The sequence below is a fragment of the Pseudomonas sp. MPB26 genome, assembly GCF_046605355.1.
Lineage (GTDB): Bacteria > Pseudomonadota > Gammaproteobacteria > Pseudomonadales > Pseudomonadaceae > Aquipseudomonas > Aquipseudomonas cedrina.
In genome coordinates this window covers 2,137,995-2,153,829 of sequence record NZ_CP176793.1, presented here as the reverse complement: position 1 = coordinate 2,153,829, position 15,835 = coordinate 2,137,995, and the positions used below count along the sequence as shown (strand labels likewise).

17 protein-coding genes and 1 pseudogene are annotated in these 15,835 nt (G+C 61.1%); 14 read left to right on the top strand and 4 right to left on the bottom strand.

The genetic code is table 11. From position 1 onward, the window contains the following. Positions 1–3 precede the first annotated feature (3 nt). From dut to argB, 3 genes and pseudogenes are all read left to right on the top strand, one after another. Entirely contained in the window at positions 4–459 is a 456-nt protein-coding gene (gene dut, locus ACLH0H_RS09845; protein ID WP_411381862.1) for a dUTP diphosphatase, read from the top strand. A 237-nt stretch (positions 460–696) separates the two neighbouring features. Further along, a pseudogene (locus ACLH0H_RS09840) lies at positions 697–2,118 on the top strand (phosphomannomutase/phosphoglucomutase); the annotation flags it as partial. A gap of 19 nt (positions 2,119–2,137) precedes the next feature. After that, positions 2,138–3,043 (top strand): acetylglutamate kinase, encoded by a 906-nt coding sequence (gene argB, locus ACLH0H_RS09835; RefSeq protein WP_076952040.1) that lies wholly within the window; start codon positions 2,138–2,140, stop codon positions 3,041–3,043. A gap of 166 nt (positions 3,044–3,209) precedes the next feature. Here the strand turns inward: argB and pyrE are convergent, their stop codons facing one another. Beyond that, the gene (pyrE, locus tag ACLH0H_RS09830; protein WP_071485192.1) at positions 3,210–3,854 is read right to left on the bottom strand and encodes an orotate phosphoribosyltransferase; all 645 of its coding nucleotides are present in this window, start codon (positions 3,852–3,854) and stop codon (positions 3,210–3,212) included. A gap of 82 nt (positions 3,855–3,936) precedes the next feature. On the opposite strand from pyrE, the gene ACLH0H_RS09825 reads away from it, so the two are divergent. Continuing rightward, positions 3,937–4,716, top strand: a complete 780-nt coding sequence (locus ACLH0H_RS09825) for an exodeoxyribonuclease III (protein ID WP_003176915.1) — start codon at positions 3,937–3,939, stop codon at positions 4,714–4,716. A 60-nt stretch (positions 4,717–4,776) separates the two neighbouring features. On the opposite strand, the gene ACLH0H_RS09820 is transcribed toward ACLH0H_RS09825, so the two are convergent. Both ACLH0H_RS09820 and rph read right to left on the bottom strand, forming a co-directional pair. Next, positions 4,777–5,145: a DUF4870 domain-containing protein gene (locus tag ACLH0H_RS09820; RefSeq protein WP_411381861.1), complete on the bottom strand. Its 369-nt coding sequence runs from the start codon at positions 5,143–5,145 to the stop codon at positions 4,777–4,779. Positions 5,146–5,167: 22 nt separating this feature from the next. Beyond that, positions 5,168–5,890, bottom strand: a complete 723-nt coding sequence (gene rph / locus ACLH0H_RS09815) for a ribonuclease PH (protein ID WP_003176917.1) — start codon at positions 5,888–5,890, stop codon at positions 5,168–5,170. A gap of 187 nt (positions 5,891–6,077) precedes the next feature. Here rph and ACLH0H_RS09810 point away from each other — a divergent pair, with 187 nt between their 5' ends. The 6 genes from ACLH0H_RS09810 to ACLH0H_RS09785 all read left to right on the top strand — a co-directional run bounded on the left by ACLH0H_RS09810 (position 6,078) and on the right by ACLH0H_RS09785 (position 11,390). Beyond that, positions 6,078–6,941 carry a YicC/YloC family endoribonuclease gene (locus ACLH0H_RS09810; protein ID WP_411381860.1) on the top strand — a complete coding sequence of 288 codons (864 nt, stop codon included), beginning with the start codon at positions 6,078–6,080 and terminating at the stop codon, positions 6,939–6,941. 10 nt (positions 6,942–6,951) lie between these two features. Further along, complete coding sequence (gene gmk / locus ACLH0H_RS09805) at positions 6,952–7,572, top strand: guanylate kinase (RefSeq protein ID WP_103734154.1); 621 nt, start codon at positions 6,952–6,954, stop codon at positions 7,570–7,572. A 167-nt stretch (positions 7,573–7,739) separates the two neighbouring features. Beyond that, positions 7,740–8,003, top strand: a complete 264-nt coding sequence (rpoZ, locus tag ACLH0H_RS09800; protein WP_003176920.1) for a DNA-directed RNA polymerase subunit omega — start codon at positions 7,740–7,742, stop codon at positions 8,001–8,003. Positions 8,004–8,063: 60 nt separating this feature from the next. Next, positions 8,064–10,169: a bifunctional GTP diphosphokinase/guanosine-3',5'-bis pyrophosphate 3'-pyrophosphohydrolase gene (gene spoT / locus ACLH0H_RS09795; protein WP_076952044.1), complete on the top strand. Its 2,106-nt coding sequence runs from the start codon at positions 8,064–8,066 to the stop codon at positions 10,167–10,169. Between the two features lie 39 nt (positions 10,170–10,208). Next, the gene (locus ACLH0H_RS09790) at positions 10,209–10,589 is read left to right on the top strand and encodes a RidA family protein (protein WP_003176922.1); all 381 of its coding nucleotides are present in this window, start codon (positions 10,209–10,211) and stop codon (positions 10,587–10,589) included. Between the two features lie 57 nt (positions 10,590–10,646). Next, the gene (locus tag ACLH0H_RS09785; protein WP_411381859.1) at positions 10,647–11,390 is read left to right on the top strand and encodes a hypothetical protein; all 744 of its coding nucleotides are present in this window, start codon (positions 10,647–10,649) and stop codon (positions 11,388–11,390) included. A 125-nt stretch (positions 11,391–11,515) separates the two neighbouring features. Here ACLH0H_RS09785 and ACLH0H_RS09780 read toward each other — a convergent pair whose 3' ends face one another. Next, positions 11,516–12,367 carry an SDR family oxidoreductase gene (locus ACLH0H_RS09780; RefSeq protein WP_411381858.1) on the bottom strand — a complete coding sequence of 284 codons (852 nt, stop codon included), beginning with the start codon at positions 12,365–12,367 and terminating at the stop codon, positions 11,516–11,518. Positions 12,368–12,554: 187 nt separating this feature from the next. On the opposite strand from ACLH0H_RS09780, the gene exbB reads away from it, so the two are divergent. The 4 genes from exbB to ACLH0H_RS09760 all read left to right on the top strand — a co-directional run bounded on the left by exbB (position 12,555) and on the right by ACLH0H_RS09760 (position 15,832). Continuing rightward, positions 12,555–13,526 carry a tonB-system energizer ExbB gene (exbB, locus tag ACLH0H_RS09775; RefSeq protein WP_411381857.1) on the top strand — a complete coding sequence of 324 codons (972 nt, stop codon included), beginning with the start codon at positions 12,555–12,557 and terminating at the stop codon, positions 13,524–13,526. A gap of 6 nt (positions 13,527–13,532) precedes the next feature. Continuing rightward, complete coding sequence (gene exbD / locus ACLH0H_RS09770) at positions 13,533–13,958, top strand: TonB system transport protein ExbD (protein WP_003195519.1); 426 nt, start codon at positions 13,533–13,535, stop codon at positions 13,956–13,958. Further along, a complete protein-coding gene (locus ACLH0H_RS09765; protein ID WP_411381856.1) occupies positions 13,955–14,704 on the top strand; it encodes a TonB family protein in 750 nt (249 codons plus the stop codon). The genes exbD and ACLH0H_RS09765 overlap by 4 nt, the downstream gene beginning before the upstream one ends. 207 nt (positions 14,705–14,911) lie before the next feature. Further along, a complete protein-coding gene (locus ACLH0H_RS09760) occupies positions 14,912–15,832 on the top strand; it encodes a hydrogen peroxide-inducible genes activator (RefSeq protein ID WP_076952049.1) in 921 nt (306 codons plus the stop codon). Positions 15,833–15,835 lie beyond the last annotated feature (3 nt).

Sequence of the window (15,835 nt, the reverse complement as noted above, 5' to 3'; positions counted from 1 at the left end):
TCCATGCACGATTTGCAAGCCAAGATTCTCGACCCCCGCATCGGTACCGAATTCCCGCTGCCCGCCTACGCCACTCCAGGCTCCGCCGGCCTCGACCTGCGCGCCATGCTCAAGGCAGACACTGTCCTTGAACCGGGCCAGACCCTGCTGATTCCGACTGGCCTGTCTATCTACGTGGGCGACCCTGGCCTCGCGGCGCTGATTTTGCCGCGCTCCGGCCTGGGCCATAAGCACGGCATCGTGCTGGGCAACCTGGTGGGCCTGATCGACTCGGACTACCAGGGCGAGCTGATGGTGTCGTGTTGGAACCGTGGCCAGACCGCGTTCAACATCGCCGTGGGTGAACGCATCGCCCAGTTGGTGCTGGTGCCGGTGGTGCAGGCGCGCTTCGAACTGGTGCAGGAATTCGATGAAACCCAACGCGGCACCGGCGGTTTCGGGCATTCCGGCAGCCACTGACTAAGCTGAGTCAGGCCGGACGACGTAGCCCGGCCTTACGCCACCTCCGGGCGTTTCAGGACGAAGAATGCATGGATTTTATCAGTGATATTTCCGTTAAAGATCAAAGCATTACGCAGTCATCAAGAAGGAGCCCGTGCTCCGATGGCATTTTTGCACCACGAACTCTCTGCCGAAAACACCGTCATACCCTTCAGTTTGAGCCTGCCGGTCAGTCATTAAGGCCAGCCTTGCCCCCTTCAGATGGAGTTTCCCCCCGCGATGAGTACCGCAGCCCGAGTAGCCCCGACATTCCCCGACAGCATTTTTCGCGCCTATGACATTCGTGGCGTGGTGCCCAAGTCGCTGACCGCCGAAACCGCCTACTGGATTGGCCGCGCCATTGGCTCCCAGAGCCTGGCCCAGGGCGAGCCCAACGTCTCGGTCGGCCGTGACGGTCGCCTGTCCGGCCCCGAGCTGGTGGAACAACTGATCCAGGGCCTGGCCGACAGCGGCTGCCACGTCAGCGACGTGGGCCTGGTACCGACGCCGGCGCTGTACTACGCCGCCAACGTACTGGCCGGCAAATCCGGGGTGATGCTCACCGGCAGCCATAACCCGTCGGACTACAACGGTTTCAAGATCGTCATCGCGGGCGACACCCTGGCCAATGAACAGATCCAGGCCCTGCACACGCGCCTCAAAACCAACGACCTGACCAGCGGCCAGGGCACCGTCACCAAAGTCGACATCCTGCAGCGCTACTCTGACGAAATCACCCGCGACGTCAAACTCGCGCGCCGCCTCAAAGTGGTGGTGGATTGCGGCAACGGCGCGGCCGGCGTGATCGCCCCGCAGTTGCTTGAGGCCCTGAACTGCGAAGTGATCCCATTGTTCTGCGACGTCGACGGCAATTTCCCCAACCACCACCCGGACCCGGGCAAGCCCGAGAACCTGGTGGACCTGATCGCCAAGGTCAAGGAAACCGGGGCTGACGTCGGCCTGGCTTTCGACGGCGATGGCGACCGCGTAGGCGTAGTGACCGAGACCGGCGAGATCGTGTTCCCGGACCGCCTGCTGATGCTGTTCGCCCGCGACGTGGTAGCGCGCAACCCCAACGCCGAAATCATCTTCGACGTGAAATGCACCCGCCGCCTGACGCCGCTGATCAAGGAGTATGGCGGTCGTCCGCTGATGTGGAAGACCGGTCACTCGTTGATCAAAAAGAAAATGAAGGAAACCGGCGCCCTGTTGGCCGGCGAAATGAGCGGCCACGTGTTCTTCAAGGAGCGCTGGTTCGGCTTTGATGACGGTATTTACAGCGCGGCGCGCCTGCTGGAGATCCTCAGCAAGGAAAAATCGACGTGCGAGGAGCTGTTCCAGACCTTCCCGAACGATATTTCCACGCCAGAGATCAATATCCATGTGACCGAAGAGAGCAAATTCAGCATCATTGACGCACTGCACGATGCGCAATGGGGCGAAGGCGCCGAGCTGACTTCCATTGATGGTGTGCGAGTCGATTACGCCAAAGGCTGGGGCCTGGTTCGCGCGTCCAACACCACGCCGGTGCTGGTCCTGCGTTTCGAGGCGGATACCGAGGCTGAGTTGCAGCGCATCAAGGACGTGTTCCACGCCCAGTTGAAACGTGTTGCCCCTGATCTCCAATTACCGTTCTGATTTTCTACCGGAGCCCTGAATGACCCTCGAACGCGAAGCCGCTGCCAACACCGCCAAGGTCCTGTCCGAAGCGTTGCCTTACATTCGACGCTACGTCGGCAAGACGCTGGTGATCAAGTACGGCGGCAATGCCATGGAAAGCGAGGAGCTGAAAACCGGCTTCGCACGCGACATCGTGATGATGAAAGCCGTGGGCATCAACCCGGTCGTCGTGCATGGCGGCGGCCCGCAAATCGGCGACTTGCTCAAGCGCTTGTCGATCGAGAGTCATTTCATCGATGGCATGCGCGTCACCGACGCGCAGACCATGGACGTGGTGGAGATGGTCCTCGGCGGCCAGGTCAACAAGGACATCGTCAACCTGATCAACCGCCACGGCGGCAGCGCCATAGGCCTGACCGGTAAAGACGCAGAGCTGATCCGCGCGAAAAAAATGACCGTGACCCGCCAGACGCCGGAGATGACACAACCGGAAATCATCGACATCGGCCAAGTAGGTGAAGTTATCGGCATCAACACTGACCTGCTGAACCTGCTGGTCAAGGGCGACTTCATCCCGGTGATCGCGCCGATCGGCGTGGGCGCGAACGGCGAGTCCTACAACATCAACGCCGACCTGGTGGCGGGCAAAGTGGCCGAGGCACTGAAGGCTGAAAAGCTGATGCTGCTGACCAATATCGCCGGCCTGATGGACAAAGAAGGCAAGGTACTGACGGGCTTGACCACCCAACAGGTGGACGATCTGATCGCCGACGGCACCATCTACGGCGGCATGCTGCCAAAGATCCGTTGCGCGCTCGAAGCGGTGCAAGGCGGCGTCGGCAGCTCGCTGATCATCGACGGCCGGGTACCGAACGCGGTACTGCTGGAAATCTTCACGGATACCGGCATGGGCACGCTGATCAGTAACCGCAAGCGTCCTTAACCGCTGCAAAAAAAAAGCCCCGCTCAATCTGATTGAGCGGGGCTTTTTTTGCGTACGCGGTCCAAGTGTGGGAGCTGGCTTGCCGGCGATGGCGGCGGCACATCACACAATATGTCGCCTGCCAAACCGCTATCGCAGGCAAGCCAGCTCCCACAAGGAATCAGCGTCAGACGCCGAATTGCTCGCGGTACGCACGCACCGCCGGGAGATGCTGCTTGAGCTGTGGATCGTCTTCCAGGAACTGCAGCACCTGGTTCAGCGAGACAATGCTCACCACCGGAATGCCGAAATCGCGCTCCACTTCCTGGATGGCCGACAACTCACCGTTGCCGCGCTCCTGGCGGTTCAGGGCGATCAGCACGCCGGCGGCCTTGGCACCGTCCTGGGAGGCGATGATCTGCATCACTTCGCGGATGGCGGTGCCGGCGGTGATCACGTCGTCGATGATCAGTACGTCGCCAGTGAGCGGCGCGCCCACCAGGCTACCGCCTTCGCCATGGGCCTTGGCTTCCTTGCGGTTGAAGCACCACGGCAGGTCCTTGCCGTGATGCTCGGCCAGGGCCACCGCGGTGGCGGCGGCAAGGGGAATGCCCTTGTAGGCCGGGCCGAACAAAACATCGAAGGAAATACCGCTTTCAACAATGGCGGCCGCGTAGAAACGACCCAGCTGAGCCAGGGCCGAACCCGAGTTGAACAAACCCGCATTGAAGAAGTACGGGCTGGTGCGCCCGGACTTGAGGGTGAACTCACCGAAGCGCAAAACCCCGCGATCGATGGCGAAACGAATGAAATCGCGTTGATACGCCTGCATGAAAAAAGCCTCAGATACCACGGATTTAGCTAATTAGGTGGACGGCGTGTATCATACACGCACGCGATTTTTGGGGCCATTTATGCGGATCATCAGTGTGAACGTTAATGGTATTCAGGCTGCAGTCGAGCGTGGTTTGCTCAGTTGGCTGCAAGCCCAGAATGCCGACGTCATCTGCCTGCAGGATACCCGCGCCTCCGCCTTTGAACTGGACGACCCAGCCTTCCAACTGGATGGCTACTTCCTTTATGCCTGCGATGCCGAAGTACCCGCCCAAGGTGGCGTGGCTTTGTATTCGCGGTTGCAACCCAAGGCGGTCATCAGCGGCCTCGGCTTCGAGACAGCCGACCGCTACGGGCGCTACCTGCAAGCCGATTTCGACAAGGTCAGCATCGCGACCTTGCTGCTTCCTTCGGGGCAGAACGGCGATGAAGACTTGAACCAGAAGTTCAAGCTAATGGACGATTTCGCCCGTTACTTGGATAAACAGCGACGCAAACGTCGCGAGTACATTTATTGTGGCTCGCTGTACGTGGCGCAACAGAAGCTGGATATCAAGAACTGGCGCGACAGCCAGCAATCCCCGGGTTTCCTGGCGCCTGAACGGGCCTGGATGGACGAGATTGTCGGCAACATGGGTTATGTGGATGCCCTGCGCGAAGTCAGCCGCGAAGGCGACCAGTACAGCTGGTGGCCGGACAACGAACAGGCGGAGATGCTCAACCTGGGCTGGCGTTTCGACTACCAGTTGCTGACCCCCGGTCTGCGCCGGTTCGTTCGCAGCGCACGCCTGCCGCGCCAGCCGCGCTTCTCGCAGCACGCGCCGCTGATCGTGGACTACGACTGGACACTGACCATCTGAGGTCTTTTTCCAGGCACAAAAAAAAACCGACATCGCTGTCGGTTTTTTTGTGGATGCTCATTACTTGATCACACGCCAGGTCAACGGATAGCGATAGGTGATCCCCTTGTTGGCCTTGATGCTGCCAATGATGGTCAGCACCACCGTGGCGATCGCCAGGGCAAACATCAGGAAAAACCCGACCACCGCAAACGCCAGCACGATGCAAACGATCCAGGCGATGGCCACGGTGATCTGGAAATTCACCGCCTCCTTGCCCTGATCATCAATGAACGCATCCTTTTCCTTCTTCATCTGCCACAGGATCAACGGCCCTACGACGCTGCCGAAGGGAAATACAAAGCCGAGGAACGCCGCGAGATGGCACAACATCGCCCCCTGGCGCACTTCGTAGGAAGGCGTAGGCACCGGCATCTGATTGTCATTCATGGCGTTTCTCCTTGGGTCGGGCTCAGTCAGCCAGAGCGGCGTTCTGCAGTGCGAAAATTTCGGTCATGCCCTTCTGGGCCAGGGCGAGCATGGCGTTCAGCTCGGCCGGCTGGAACGGCGCGCCTTCGGCGGTGCCCTGCACTTCGATGAAGCCACCGGTGCTGGTCATGACCACGTTCAGGTCGGTCTCGGCGGCCGAGTCTTCCAGATAGTCCAGGTCCAGCACGGGCTCGCCCTGGTACATGCCCACCGAGACGGCGGCGATCATTTGCTTGAGCGGGTCACCGCCCTTGAGGCCACCGCGTTTCTTGATCACCTTGAGCGCGTCAACCAGGGCCACCATGGCACCTGTGATGGACGCGGTGCGGGTGCCGCCATCGGCCTGGATCACGTCGCAGTCGACATACAGGGTTACGTCGCCCAGCTTGGACATGTCCAGCGCCGCGCGCAGGGAGCGACCGATCAGCCGCTGGATTTCCAGGGTGCGGCCGCCTTGCTTGCCACGACTGGCTTCACGCTGGTTACGCTCGCCGGTGGCGCGCGGCAGCATGCCGTACTCGGCGGTCAGCCAACCCTGGCCCTGGCCTTTGAGGAAGCGCGGTACGCCGTTTTCGACGCTGACGGTGCAGATCACCTTGGTATCGCCAAACTCGACCAGTACAGACCCCTCGGCGTGTTTGGTGTAGTTGCGGGTGATGCGGATCGAGCGGAGCTGATCGGCAGCGCGACCACTTGGACGTTTCATAGGGAGACACCTGTACTGAGGACGAAAAACTGCCGAGCATTATAGAGCCGCGGACCGATTCGGGGCACTGCTAAAAAATTCGGTTACGAATGCTCGCGTTTGGGCGTGCTCGCCCCACTGCGCTACAATCGCGCGCCTTCTTAACCATCAGCCCGAGATTAACGGGACTGCAACGCGAGGTACCTCCATGGTGCACAGCATGACCGCCTTCGCCCGCGTCGAAAAAGCCGACGTACAAGGCACCCTGAGCTGGGAGTTGCGCTCGGTCAACAGCCGCTACCTGGAGCCGCATCTGCGCCTGCCGGAGTCGTTCCGCGACCTTGAAGGCGCCGTGCGTGAAGCGCTGCGCCAGGGCATCTCCCGGGGCAAACTGGAATGCACCCTGCGCTTTACCGAAGAAACCACCGGCAAGCCGCTGCAAGTTGATCGCGACCGTGCGGCGCAACTGGTCGCCGCCGCCGAGACCATCGCCGGCCTGATCAAACAGCCTGCCGCGCTCAACCCGTTGGAAGTGCTGGCCTGGCCTGGCGTGCTGGTGGCCGACGCCACCGACCCGCAGGCCCTCAACGCGCAAGCCCTCGCCTTGTTCAACCAGGGCTTGAAGGAACTCAAGGCCGGCCGCGAGCGCGAAGGCGCCGAACTGGCGCGCCTGATCAGCGAGCGCCTGACCTCCATTGAAGAAGACGTGGTCACCCTGCGCGAGCTGGTGCCACAGATGCTCGCCACTCAGCGCCAGAAGGTGCTCGACCGCTTCACCGACATGAAAGCCGACCTCGACCCCACGCGCCTGGAACAGGAAATGGTGTTGCTGGCGCAGAAGAGCGACGTGGCCGAAGAGCTCGACCGCCTGAGCACGCACATCCTTGAAGTGCGCCGCGTGCTCAAGTCGGGCGGTGCCGCCGGTCGGCGCCTGGACTTCCTGATGCAGGAACTCAACCGCGAAGCCAATACACTCGGCTCCAAAGCGTTCGATCCGCGCAGCACCACGGCGGCGGTCAACCTCAAAGTGTTGATCGAACAGATGCGCGAACAAGTACAGAATATTGAGTAAGGCAACCTCCATGACCCATAGCACCGGCACCCTTTACATCATTTCCGCCCCTTCGGGCGCGGGCAAGAGCAGCCTGGTCAAGGCCCTCACCGACGCTGACGAGCAGATCCGCATCTCGGTCTCCCACACCACCCGCGCCATGCGCCCGGGTGAGGTGGACGGCGTGCACTACCACTTCGTCGAGCGCACCGAGTTCGTCAAGATGATCGAGCACGGTGACTTCCTCGAACGCGCCGAAGTGTTCGGCAACCTTTATGGGACGTCGCAAAGCCACCTGCAGCAGACCCTGGATGAAGGCCACGACCTGATCCTGGAAATCGACTGGCAGGGCGCCGAGCAAGTGCGCCAATTAATGCCCAAGGCGCGCTCGATCTTCATCCTGCCGCCCTCCCTGGAAGCCTTGCACCAGCGCCTGACCAACCGTGGCCAGGACAGTGACGAGATCATCGAAGGCCGTATGCGCGAAGCCGTCAGCGAAATGAGCCACTACGTCGACTACGACTACCTGATCATCAATGACGACTTTGCCCACGCATTGGATGATTTGAAGGCGATTTTCCGCGCCAACCAGCTTCAGCAGAAGCGCCAGCAGCAGCGTTTCGGCAAATTATTGGCCGAACTGCTCGGCTGATTGGCTCTTCCCAAAACCGCTGCAAGCGCTTTACATTGGCACTTGCAGCGCTTTTGCCAGGGCCCGCGCAAAATCAGCGCTTCCCTTAACGCTGGTGTTTTTTTAAACTGCTCAGTCCGCTCGCCCAACCGGGCAGCGCGCATCTTGCATTCGCTCCGAGGAATACCATGGCCCGCGTAACCGTTGAAGACTGCCTAGAACACGTGGATAACCGCTTTGAGCTGGTCATGCTCTCTACCAAGCGTGCCCGTCAACTGGCCACTGGCGGCAAAGAGCCCCTGGTCCAGTGGGAAAACGACAAGCCTACCGTTGTGGCCCTGCGTGAAATCGCCGAAGGCCTGATGAGCTACGAGTTCATCGCCAACGCTGAAATCGTTGAAGACGAACCGCTGTTTGCAGCGTTCGAGGACGAGTCCAACGAGGCCGTCTAAGCCTATGCCTGGTCGACGTAGCACGGCGCGGGGTCACAGCCAACGGCAGGAGTTCATCCTTTGCCGAGCATAGACGCCCTCGCCGATCGCTTATCGGCCTACCTCGGCCCAGACCAGGTCAACCTGGTCCGCCGAGCGTATTTCTACGCCGAACAAGCCCACGACGGCCAACGCCGCCGCAGTGGCGAGGCGTATGTCACCCATCCTCTTGCGGTGGCAAACATTCTTGCCGACATGCACATGGACCATCAGAGCCTGATGGCCGCGATGTTGCATGACGTGATCGAAGACACCGGCATAGCCAAGGAAGCGCTCAGCGCGCAATTTGGCGAAACCGTGGCCGAGCTGGTCGACGGGGTCAGCAAACTGACCCAGATGAATTTCGAGACCAAGGCCGAGGCCCAGGCGGAAAACTTCCAGAAAATGGCCATGGCCATGGCCCGCGATATTCGCGTGATCCTGGTCAAGCTCGCCGACCGGCTGCACAACATGCGCACGCTGGAAGTGCTCTCCGGCGAAAAGCGCCGGCGCATCGCCAAGGAAACCCTGGAAATCTACGCGCCCATCGCCAACCGGCTGGGCATGCACGCCATTCGCATCGAATTCGAAGACCTCGGTTTCAAGGCCATGCACCCGATGCGTTCGGCGCGCATCTACCAGGCGGTCAAGCGCGCCAGGGGCAATCGCAAGGAAATCGTCAACAAGATCGAAGAGTCGTTGAGCCATTGCCTGGCGATCGACGAGATCGAGGGCGAAGTCAGCGGCCGGCAGAAGCACATCTACGGCATCTACAAGAAGATGCGCGGCAAGCGTCGGGCCTTCAACGAAATCATGGACGTGTACGCCTTCCGGATCATCGTCGACAAGGTCGACACCTGCTACCGCGTGCTCGGCGCTGTACATAATTTGTACAAACCCTTGCCTGGGCGCTTCAAGGATTACATCGCCATTCCCAAGGCCAACGGCTATCAGTCGCTGCATACCACGCTGTTCGGTATGCATGGCGTGCCGATCGAGATCCAGATCCGCACCCAGGAAATGGAAGAGATGGCCAACAATGGCATCGCCGCCCATTGGCTGTACAAATCCAGCGGCGACGAGCAGCCCAAGGGCACCCATGCCCGCGCCCGCCAGTGGGTCAAGGGCGTACTGGAAATGCAGCAACGTGCGGGTAACTCCCTCGAATTCATCGAAAGCGTAAAGATCGACCTGTTCCCGGACGAGGTCTACGTATTCACGCCCAAGGGCCGGATCATGGAGCTGCCCAAGGGCTCCACGGCCGTCGACTTTGCCTACGCGGTGCATACCGACGTGGGCAACAGCTGCATTGCCTGTCGGATCAATCGTCGTCTCGCGCCGCTGTCCGAACCGCTGCAGAGCGGCTCCACGGTCGAGATCGTCAGCGCTCCGGGCGCGCGCCCCAACCCGGCCTGGCTTAACTTCGTGGTCACCGGCAAGGCGCGCACGCACATCCGTCACGCCCTGAAATTGCAGCGCCGTTCCGAGTCCATCAGCCTCGGCGAACGCTTGCTCAATAAAGTGCTCAATGGTTTCGACAGCGCCCTGGACAAGGTTCCCACGGAGCGCGTGCAGGCGATGCTCCACGAGTATCGCCAGGAAACCATCGAAGATCTGCTGGAAGACATCGGCCTGGGCAACCGCATGGCCTACGTGGTCGCCCGCCGCCTGTTGGGCGAAGGCGAACAGTTGCCAAGCCCGGAAGGTCCCCTGGCGATTCGCGGTACCGAGGGCCTGGTACTCAGCTACGCCAAATGTTGCACGCCAATCCCGGGCGACCCGATTGTCGGCCACCTGTCCGCCGGCAAGGGCATGGTCGTGCACCTGGACAACTGCCGCAACATCACCGAAATCCGTCACAACCCGGAAAAATGCATCCAGCTTTCATGGGCCAAGGATGTCACCGGCGAATTCAACGTCGAGCTGCGGGTGGAGCTCGAGCACCAGCGCGGCCTGATCGCCCTGCTCGCCAGCAGCGTCAACGCGGCCGACGGCAATATCGAGAAAATCAGCATGGACGAGCGCGATGGTCGCATCAGCGTGGTCCAACTGGTAGTCAGTGTGCACGACCGCGTGCACCTGGCCCGCGTGATCAAGAAGCTACGCGCCTTGACCGGTGTGATCCGCATCACCCGCATGCGGGCATAGCCCTTCAAATACGTCGTCACCTCTTACAAGGAGTCATAAATGACCAAGACCGTTATCACCAGCGACAAAGCCCCGGCCGCCATCGGCACTTACTCCCAGGCGATCAAGGCGGGCAACACCGTCTACATGTCCGGCCAGATCCCGCTGGACCCAAAGACCATGGAACTGGTTGAAGGCTTTGAAGCACAGACCGTCCAGGTCTTCGAAAACCTCAAGTCGGTTGCCGAGGCCGCCGGCGGTTCGTTCAAAGACATCGTCAAGCTGAACATCTTCCTCACCGACCTGAGCCACTTCGCCAAGGTCAACGAGATCATGGGCAAGTACTTCGAACAGCCGTACCCGGCCCGCGCCGCCATCGGCGTTGCTGCCCTGCCAAAGGGCGCACAGGTTGAAATGGACGCGATTCTGGTCATCGAGTAAAACACCCGGCGCAGCCCCCCATAGGCTGCGCCGAATTCGTTTTAAAAGGATTTCATGATGCGCAAAGCGCTTGTAGCCTCATCCATGCTCGCCCTGTTGCTCGGCGGCTGCGCCAGCAACCCTGCCGACCTGGATGTGAGCGGCACCTGGATCAACCAGGTCGCCATCGATGCGGCAGCCAAGGGCGGCCCTTTGCGCGAAGCCCTGCAGAGCTATGGCCCAAACCTTGAGTGGGAGGTCAATACCAAGGCCTCGCAGGCGCGCTACTACAACGGTTTTGAAGTAGCGGAAGGCAAGTTGCTGGGTGAAAAATCCGGCGCCTGGAGCGTGGATTTCTATGGCAGCTCCGCCACCGAACTCAAGCGCAAAGGCAGACAACTGCTGCAGGTGGCCAACGACAACGAGCCTGAGCAGCTGTTTGCCCGTTCCAAAGACCCGGCCCCGGAAGGCGCGCCATTGGGTGCCAACTTCGAGCGGGCGCTGTATGCGGCTTACATGGGCGGCGACTGGAAGATCACCGACGGCTTTGGTAACGGCGCCATCGTGCAGTTCCAGGCCGACGGCAAAGTAGTCGGCCTGCCCAGGGTTGATCGGTATTCCTTATGCCTGGCGGGCGATTGCGCCTCCATGAGCGGCGGCTATGACAGTATCTGGCTGCAGCTGAATGGCCAGGGCAACCCTTGGATTTTTACACGCAAGGGCAAGCAGCTGGAGATCTTCCAGGCGATCAATACGGCGCAGACGGATGAGGTGCCTCAGTTCACCCCAGGCCCGCGCCAATGGCTGCTTGAAAAGCAATAACCCGCCAAACACAAATCCAAATGTGGGAGCGGGCTTGCTCGCGAATGCGGAGTGTCAGTCACAAGATATATTGACTGATCCACCGCATTCGCGAGCAAGCCCGCTCCCACAGTCTTAACCGCGTTTCAGCCTTTGAGAATAGCGGCATATCCTTCGCGGTAAGTCGGATAGGTCGGTGTCCAGCCCAACGCCTTGATGCGCGCATTGCTGCACTGTTTACTGCCGGCACGCCGCACACTGGCGTCCTCGGACCACTGCGTCACGCCCAGGTACTCACGCAACCACGCCACCACTTCAGCCAGCGGCGCGGGCGCATCGTCGACGCCGATGTAGACCTTGTCCAGCGAACCGCCCTTTTCCACATGCCGCAGCAAAAATGCCAGCAAACCCGCCGCGTCATCCGCATGAATCCGGTTGCCATATAGAGGTGGATCGATCGCTACACGGTAGCCTTGGCGCACTTGAGTCAGCAGCCATTCGCGGCCCGGCCCATAAATACCGGTCAGGCGCACGATGCTGGCCGGGATGCCGCTAGTGAGCGCCACTTGCTCGGCCTCCAGCATCACCTGCCCGGAATAACCCTTCGCCTGAGTCGGCGACGTCTCGTCGACCCATTCGCCATTCTGCTGCCCGTAGACGCTGCTGCTTGACACAAACAACAAGTGTTTCGGCTCCTGGCCATAGTCGCCCAGCCATTCCAGCACATGTTTCAACCCTTGAACGTAAGCCGCGCGATAGCCGGCCTCGTCGTGGTCTGTCGCAGCGGCGCAGTACACCAGGTAATCCACCCCGCCGATGGGCCAGGTGTCGGGGCAATCCTTGCTGAACAGGTCGCCGGCAATCCCGATCACCCCGTCGGGCAGCCGTGAAGTATCACGCCGCAGGCCATGAACCTCCCATCCAGAGATGAGCAATTGGCTGGCCAGCCGACTACCCACATCGCCACAACCGGCAATCACAACAGAAGGCGCTGACATCACAAAACTCCGTTCTCAAAGGCGCAGATTAGCCGCCAAGACGGATCAGCGGCCAGTAAAAAGCGAAATAAAGTAACACTGCCACTTTAGTTAACAAGAATTACTTGCAATAATAACCGCCCATTTGTCCTCGACCCCCAGGGTCTGGAAGGACGATCACTCATTTTTTTACTCAGGTCCGGCCAGCATGACACGTATGACAAACCCCGCTTCGCCAACCAAGCTTCACAGCCCATCCCGCGCCTGGCGCGCGATTGCTGCGCTGCTGTTCAGCGTTTTGCTGGCACCGACCGCCGCCTTCGCGGATGCCACGGCACCCGCCGCTCCGGCTGCCGCCGAGCAGAACGCAACCACACCTGCCGCGCCCGCCGCCGCTCCGGCCACCACCGCACCGGCTGCGCCTGCCGCCGCCGATGACACCGGCGTAGTGCTGGAAGAAGACAACACACTGGGCATGGCCCATGACCTGTCGCCATGGGGCATGTATCAGAACGCTGACGTGGTGGTAAAAGCCGTCATGATCGGCCTGGCTATCGCCTCGATCATTACCTGGACCATCTGGATCGCCAAGGGCTTCGAGCTGCTGGGCGCCAAGCGTCGCCTGCGTAGCGAAATCGTCCACCTGAAAAAAGCCAGCACCCTCAAGGAAGCCAGCGAAAGCGCGACCAAGAAAGGCACCCTGGCCAACACCCTGGTGCACGACGCGCTGGAAGAAATGCGCCTGTCCGCCAACGCCCGCGAAAAAGAAGGCATCAAGGAACGTGTTGCTTTCCGTCTGGAGCGCCTGGTGGCGGCCTGCGGCCGTAATATGAGCAGCGGCACCGGCGTGCTGGCGACCATTGGTTCCACCGCGCCGTTCGTCGGCCTGTTCGGTACCGTATGGGGCATCATGAACAGCTTCATCGGCATCGCCAAAACCCAGACCACCAACCTCGCCGTCGTTGCCCCAGGCATCGCCGAAGCCCTGCTGGCGACAGCCCTGGGCCTGGTTGCCGCGATTCCAGCGGTGGTGATCTACAACGTCTTCGCCCGTTCGATCGCCGGCTACAAGGCCCAGGTATCGGACGCGTCGGCGGAAGTCCTGCTGCTGGTCAGCCGCGACCTCGATCACCTGCCTACCGAGCGCAGCTCGCAACCGCACATGGTGAAAGTGGGGTAATCGGCCATGGGCCTGCATTTGAATCAAGGCGACGACGAACTCGTCGAGAACCACGAAATCAACGTCACGCCGTTTATCGACGTGATGCTGGTGCTGCTGATCATCTTCATGGTGGCGGCGCCGCTGGCAACCGTGGACATCAAGGTCGACCTGCCCGCGTCCAGCGCCAAGCCGGCGCCGCGGCCGGAGAAACCGATCTTCCTCAGCGTCAAGGCGGACCAACGCCTGTTCCTGGGCGAAGAGGAAGTCAAGGCTGAAACCCTGGGCCCGGTGCTGGACGCCAAGACCCAAGGTAAGAAAGACACGACGATCTTCTTCCAGGCCGACAAGGGCGTGGACTACGGCGACCTTATGAGCGTGATGGATGCCCTGCGGGCAGCCGGCTACCTCAAGGTAGGCCTGGTCGGACTTGAGACGGCAGCCAAGAAATGATCACGACGCGCCACAAACTGACGCGTTATGGCACGAGCCTCGCCGTCGTACTGGGCGTGCATGCCGTCGCGATCGCTATCGCGCTTCACTGGTCGGCGCCGCGCACGGTGCAGTTGCCACCGGCTGCCATGGTCATCGACCTGGCACCGATGCCAGCACCACCGCCGCCGGCACCGCCCAAGGTCGTGACGCCGCCGCAACCGCCTGCACCGGTGGAAGAGCTGCCCTTGCCGAAACTGGCCGAGGCGCCCAAGCCGACTATCCAGGTGCCCAAGCCCGTCAAGCCCAAGCCCAAACCGCAGCCGCCCAAGCCTGTGGAGAAAAAGATCGAGCCGCCCAAGGAGAAACCATCCGAGGACCCGCCGAGCGAAACACCACCGACCCAGGCGCCCGCTGAAAAATCGGCCCAGCCCGCTCCTGGCCCGTCACCGCAGCAGATCGCCGCCAAGGCGTCCTGGGAAGGCACGCTGCTGGCGCACTTGCAGAAGTACAAGAAGTACCCGCCAGGTGCCCAGGCCCGTGGCAAGGAAGGGTTGAACCGCCTGAAGTTCGTGGTCGACGCAGACGGCAACGTGCTGTCCTACGAGTTGGTGGGCCGCTCCGGCAACGCCGACCTGGACCGCGCCACACTGGACATGATCCGTCGTGCCCAGCCGCTGCCCAAGCCTCCGGCCGACATGCTCAAAGGCGGCAGCATCGAGATCGTTGCACCGTTCGTGTACAACATCGAGAAGCGTCGCCGCTAACCACTGTGGGAGCTGGCTTGCCTGCGATAGCATCACCTCGAACTGCCTGATACACCGAGGTGTCTGCATCGCAGGCAAGCCAGCTCCCACAACATCGCTTCAGTAAAATCCCCGGAATTCCCCGCTCAATCCCCACCCAACTTCTGATAACGTGCGTCTATCGATTGCAGCCGGTATGCTTGGCCCGCAACCTCATGGACGCCCGCTATGACTCTTACAGAATTACGCTACATCGTTACCCTCGCCCAAGAGCAGCACTTCGGCCACGCGGCCGAGCGTTGCCACGTCAGCCAGCCGACGCTGTCGGTGGGCGTGAAGAAACTTGAAGACGAACTCGGTGTGCTGATTTTCGAGCGCAGCAAGAGCGCCGTGCGCCTGACCCCGGTGGGCGAAGGCATCGTGGCCCAGGCCCAAAAGGTGCTGGAGCAAGCGCAGAGCATTCGCGAACTGGCCCAGGCCGGCAAGAACCAACTGACCGCACCGCTGAAGGTCGGCGCCATCTACACCGTCGGGCCGTATCTGTTCCCGCACTTGATCCCGCAGCTGCACCGCGTCGCGCCGCAGATGCCGCTGTATATCGAAGAAAACTTCACCCACGTGCTGCGCGACAAACTGCGCAACGGCGAGTTGGACGCGATCATCATCGCTCTGCCGTTCAATGAGGCGGACGTACTGACCCTGCCACTCTATGACGAGCCATTCTACGTATTGATGCCCGCTTCCCACCCCTGGACGCAAAAAGCCACCATCGACGCCGGCCTGCTCAACGACAAGAGCCTGCTGCTGCTCGGCGAAGGCCACTGCTTCCGTGACCAGGTTCTGGAAGCCTGCCCGACCCTGACCAAGGGCAACGACGGCGCCAAGCACACCACCGTGGAGTCCAGTTCCCTGGAAACCATTCGTCACATGGTCGCGTCCGGCCTGGGCATTTCGATCCTGCCGTTGTCGGCAGTGGACAGCCATCACTACGCCCCTGGCGTGATCGAAGTACGGCCACTGACGCCACCGGTGCCATTCCGCACCGTGGCAATCGCCTGGCGCGCCAGCTTCCCACGACCCAAAGCGATTGAAATCCTTGCCGACTCGATCCGACTCTGCTCGGTGGCCAAGCCGACTGCTGCGAGCTGAGCC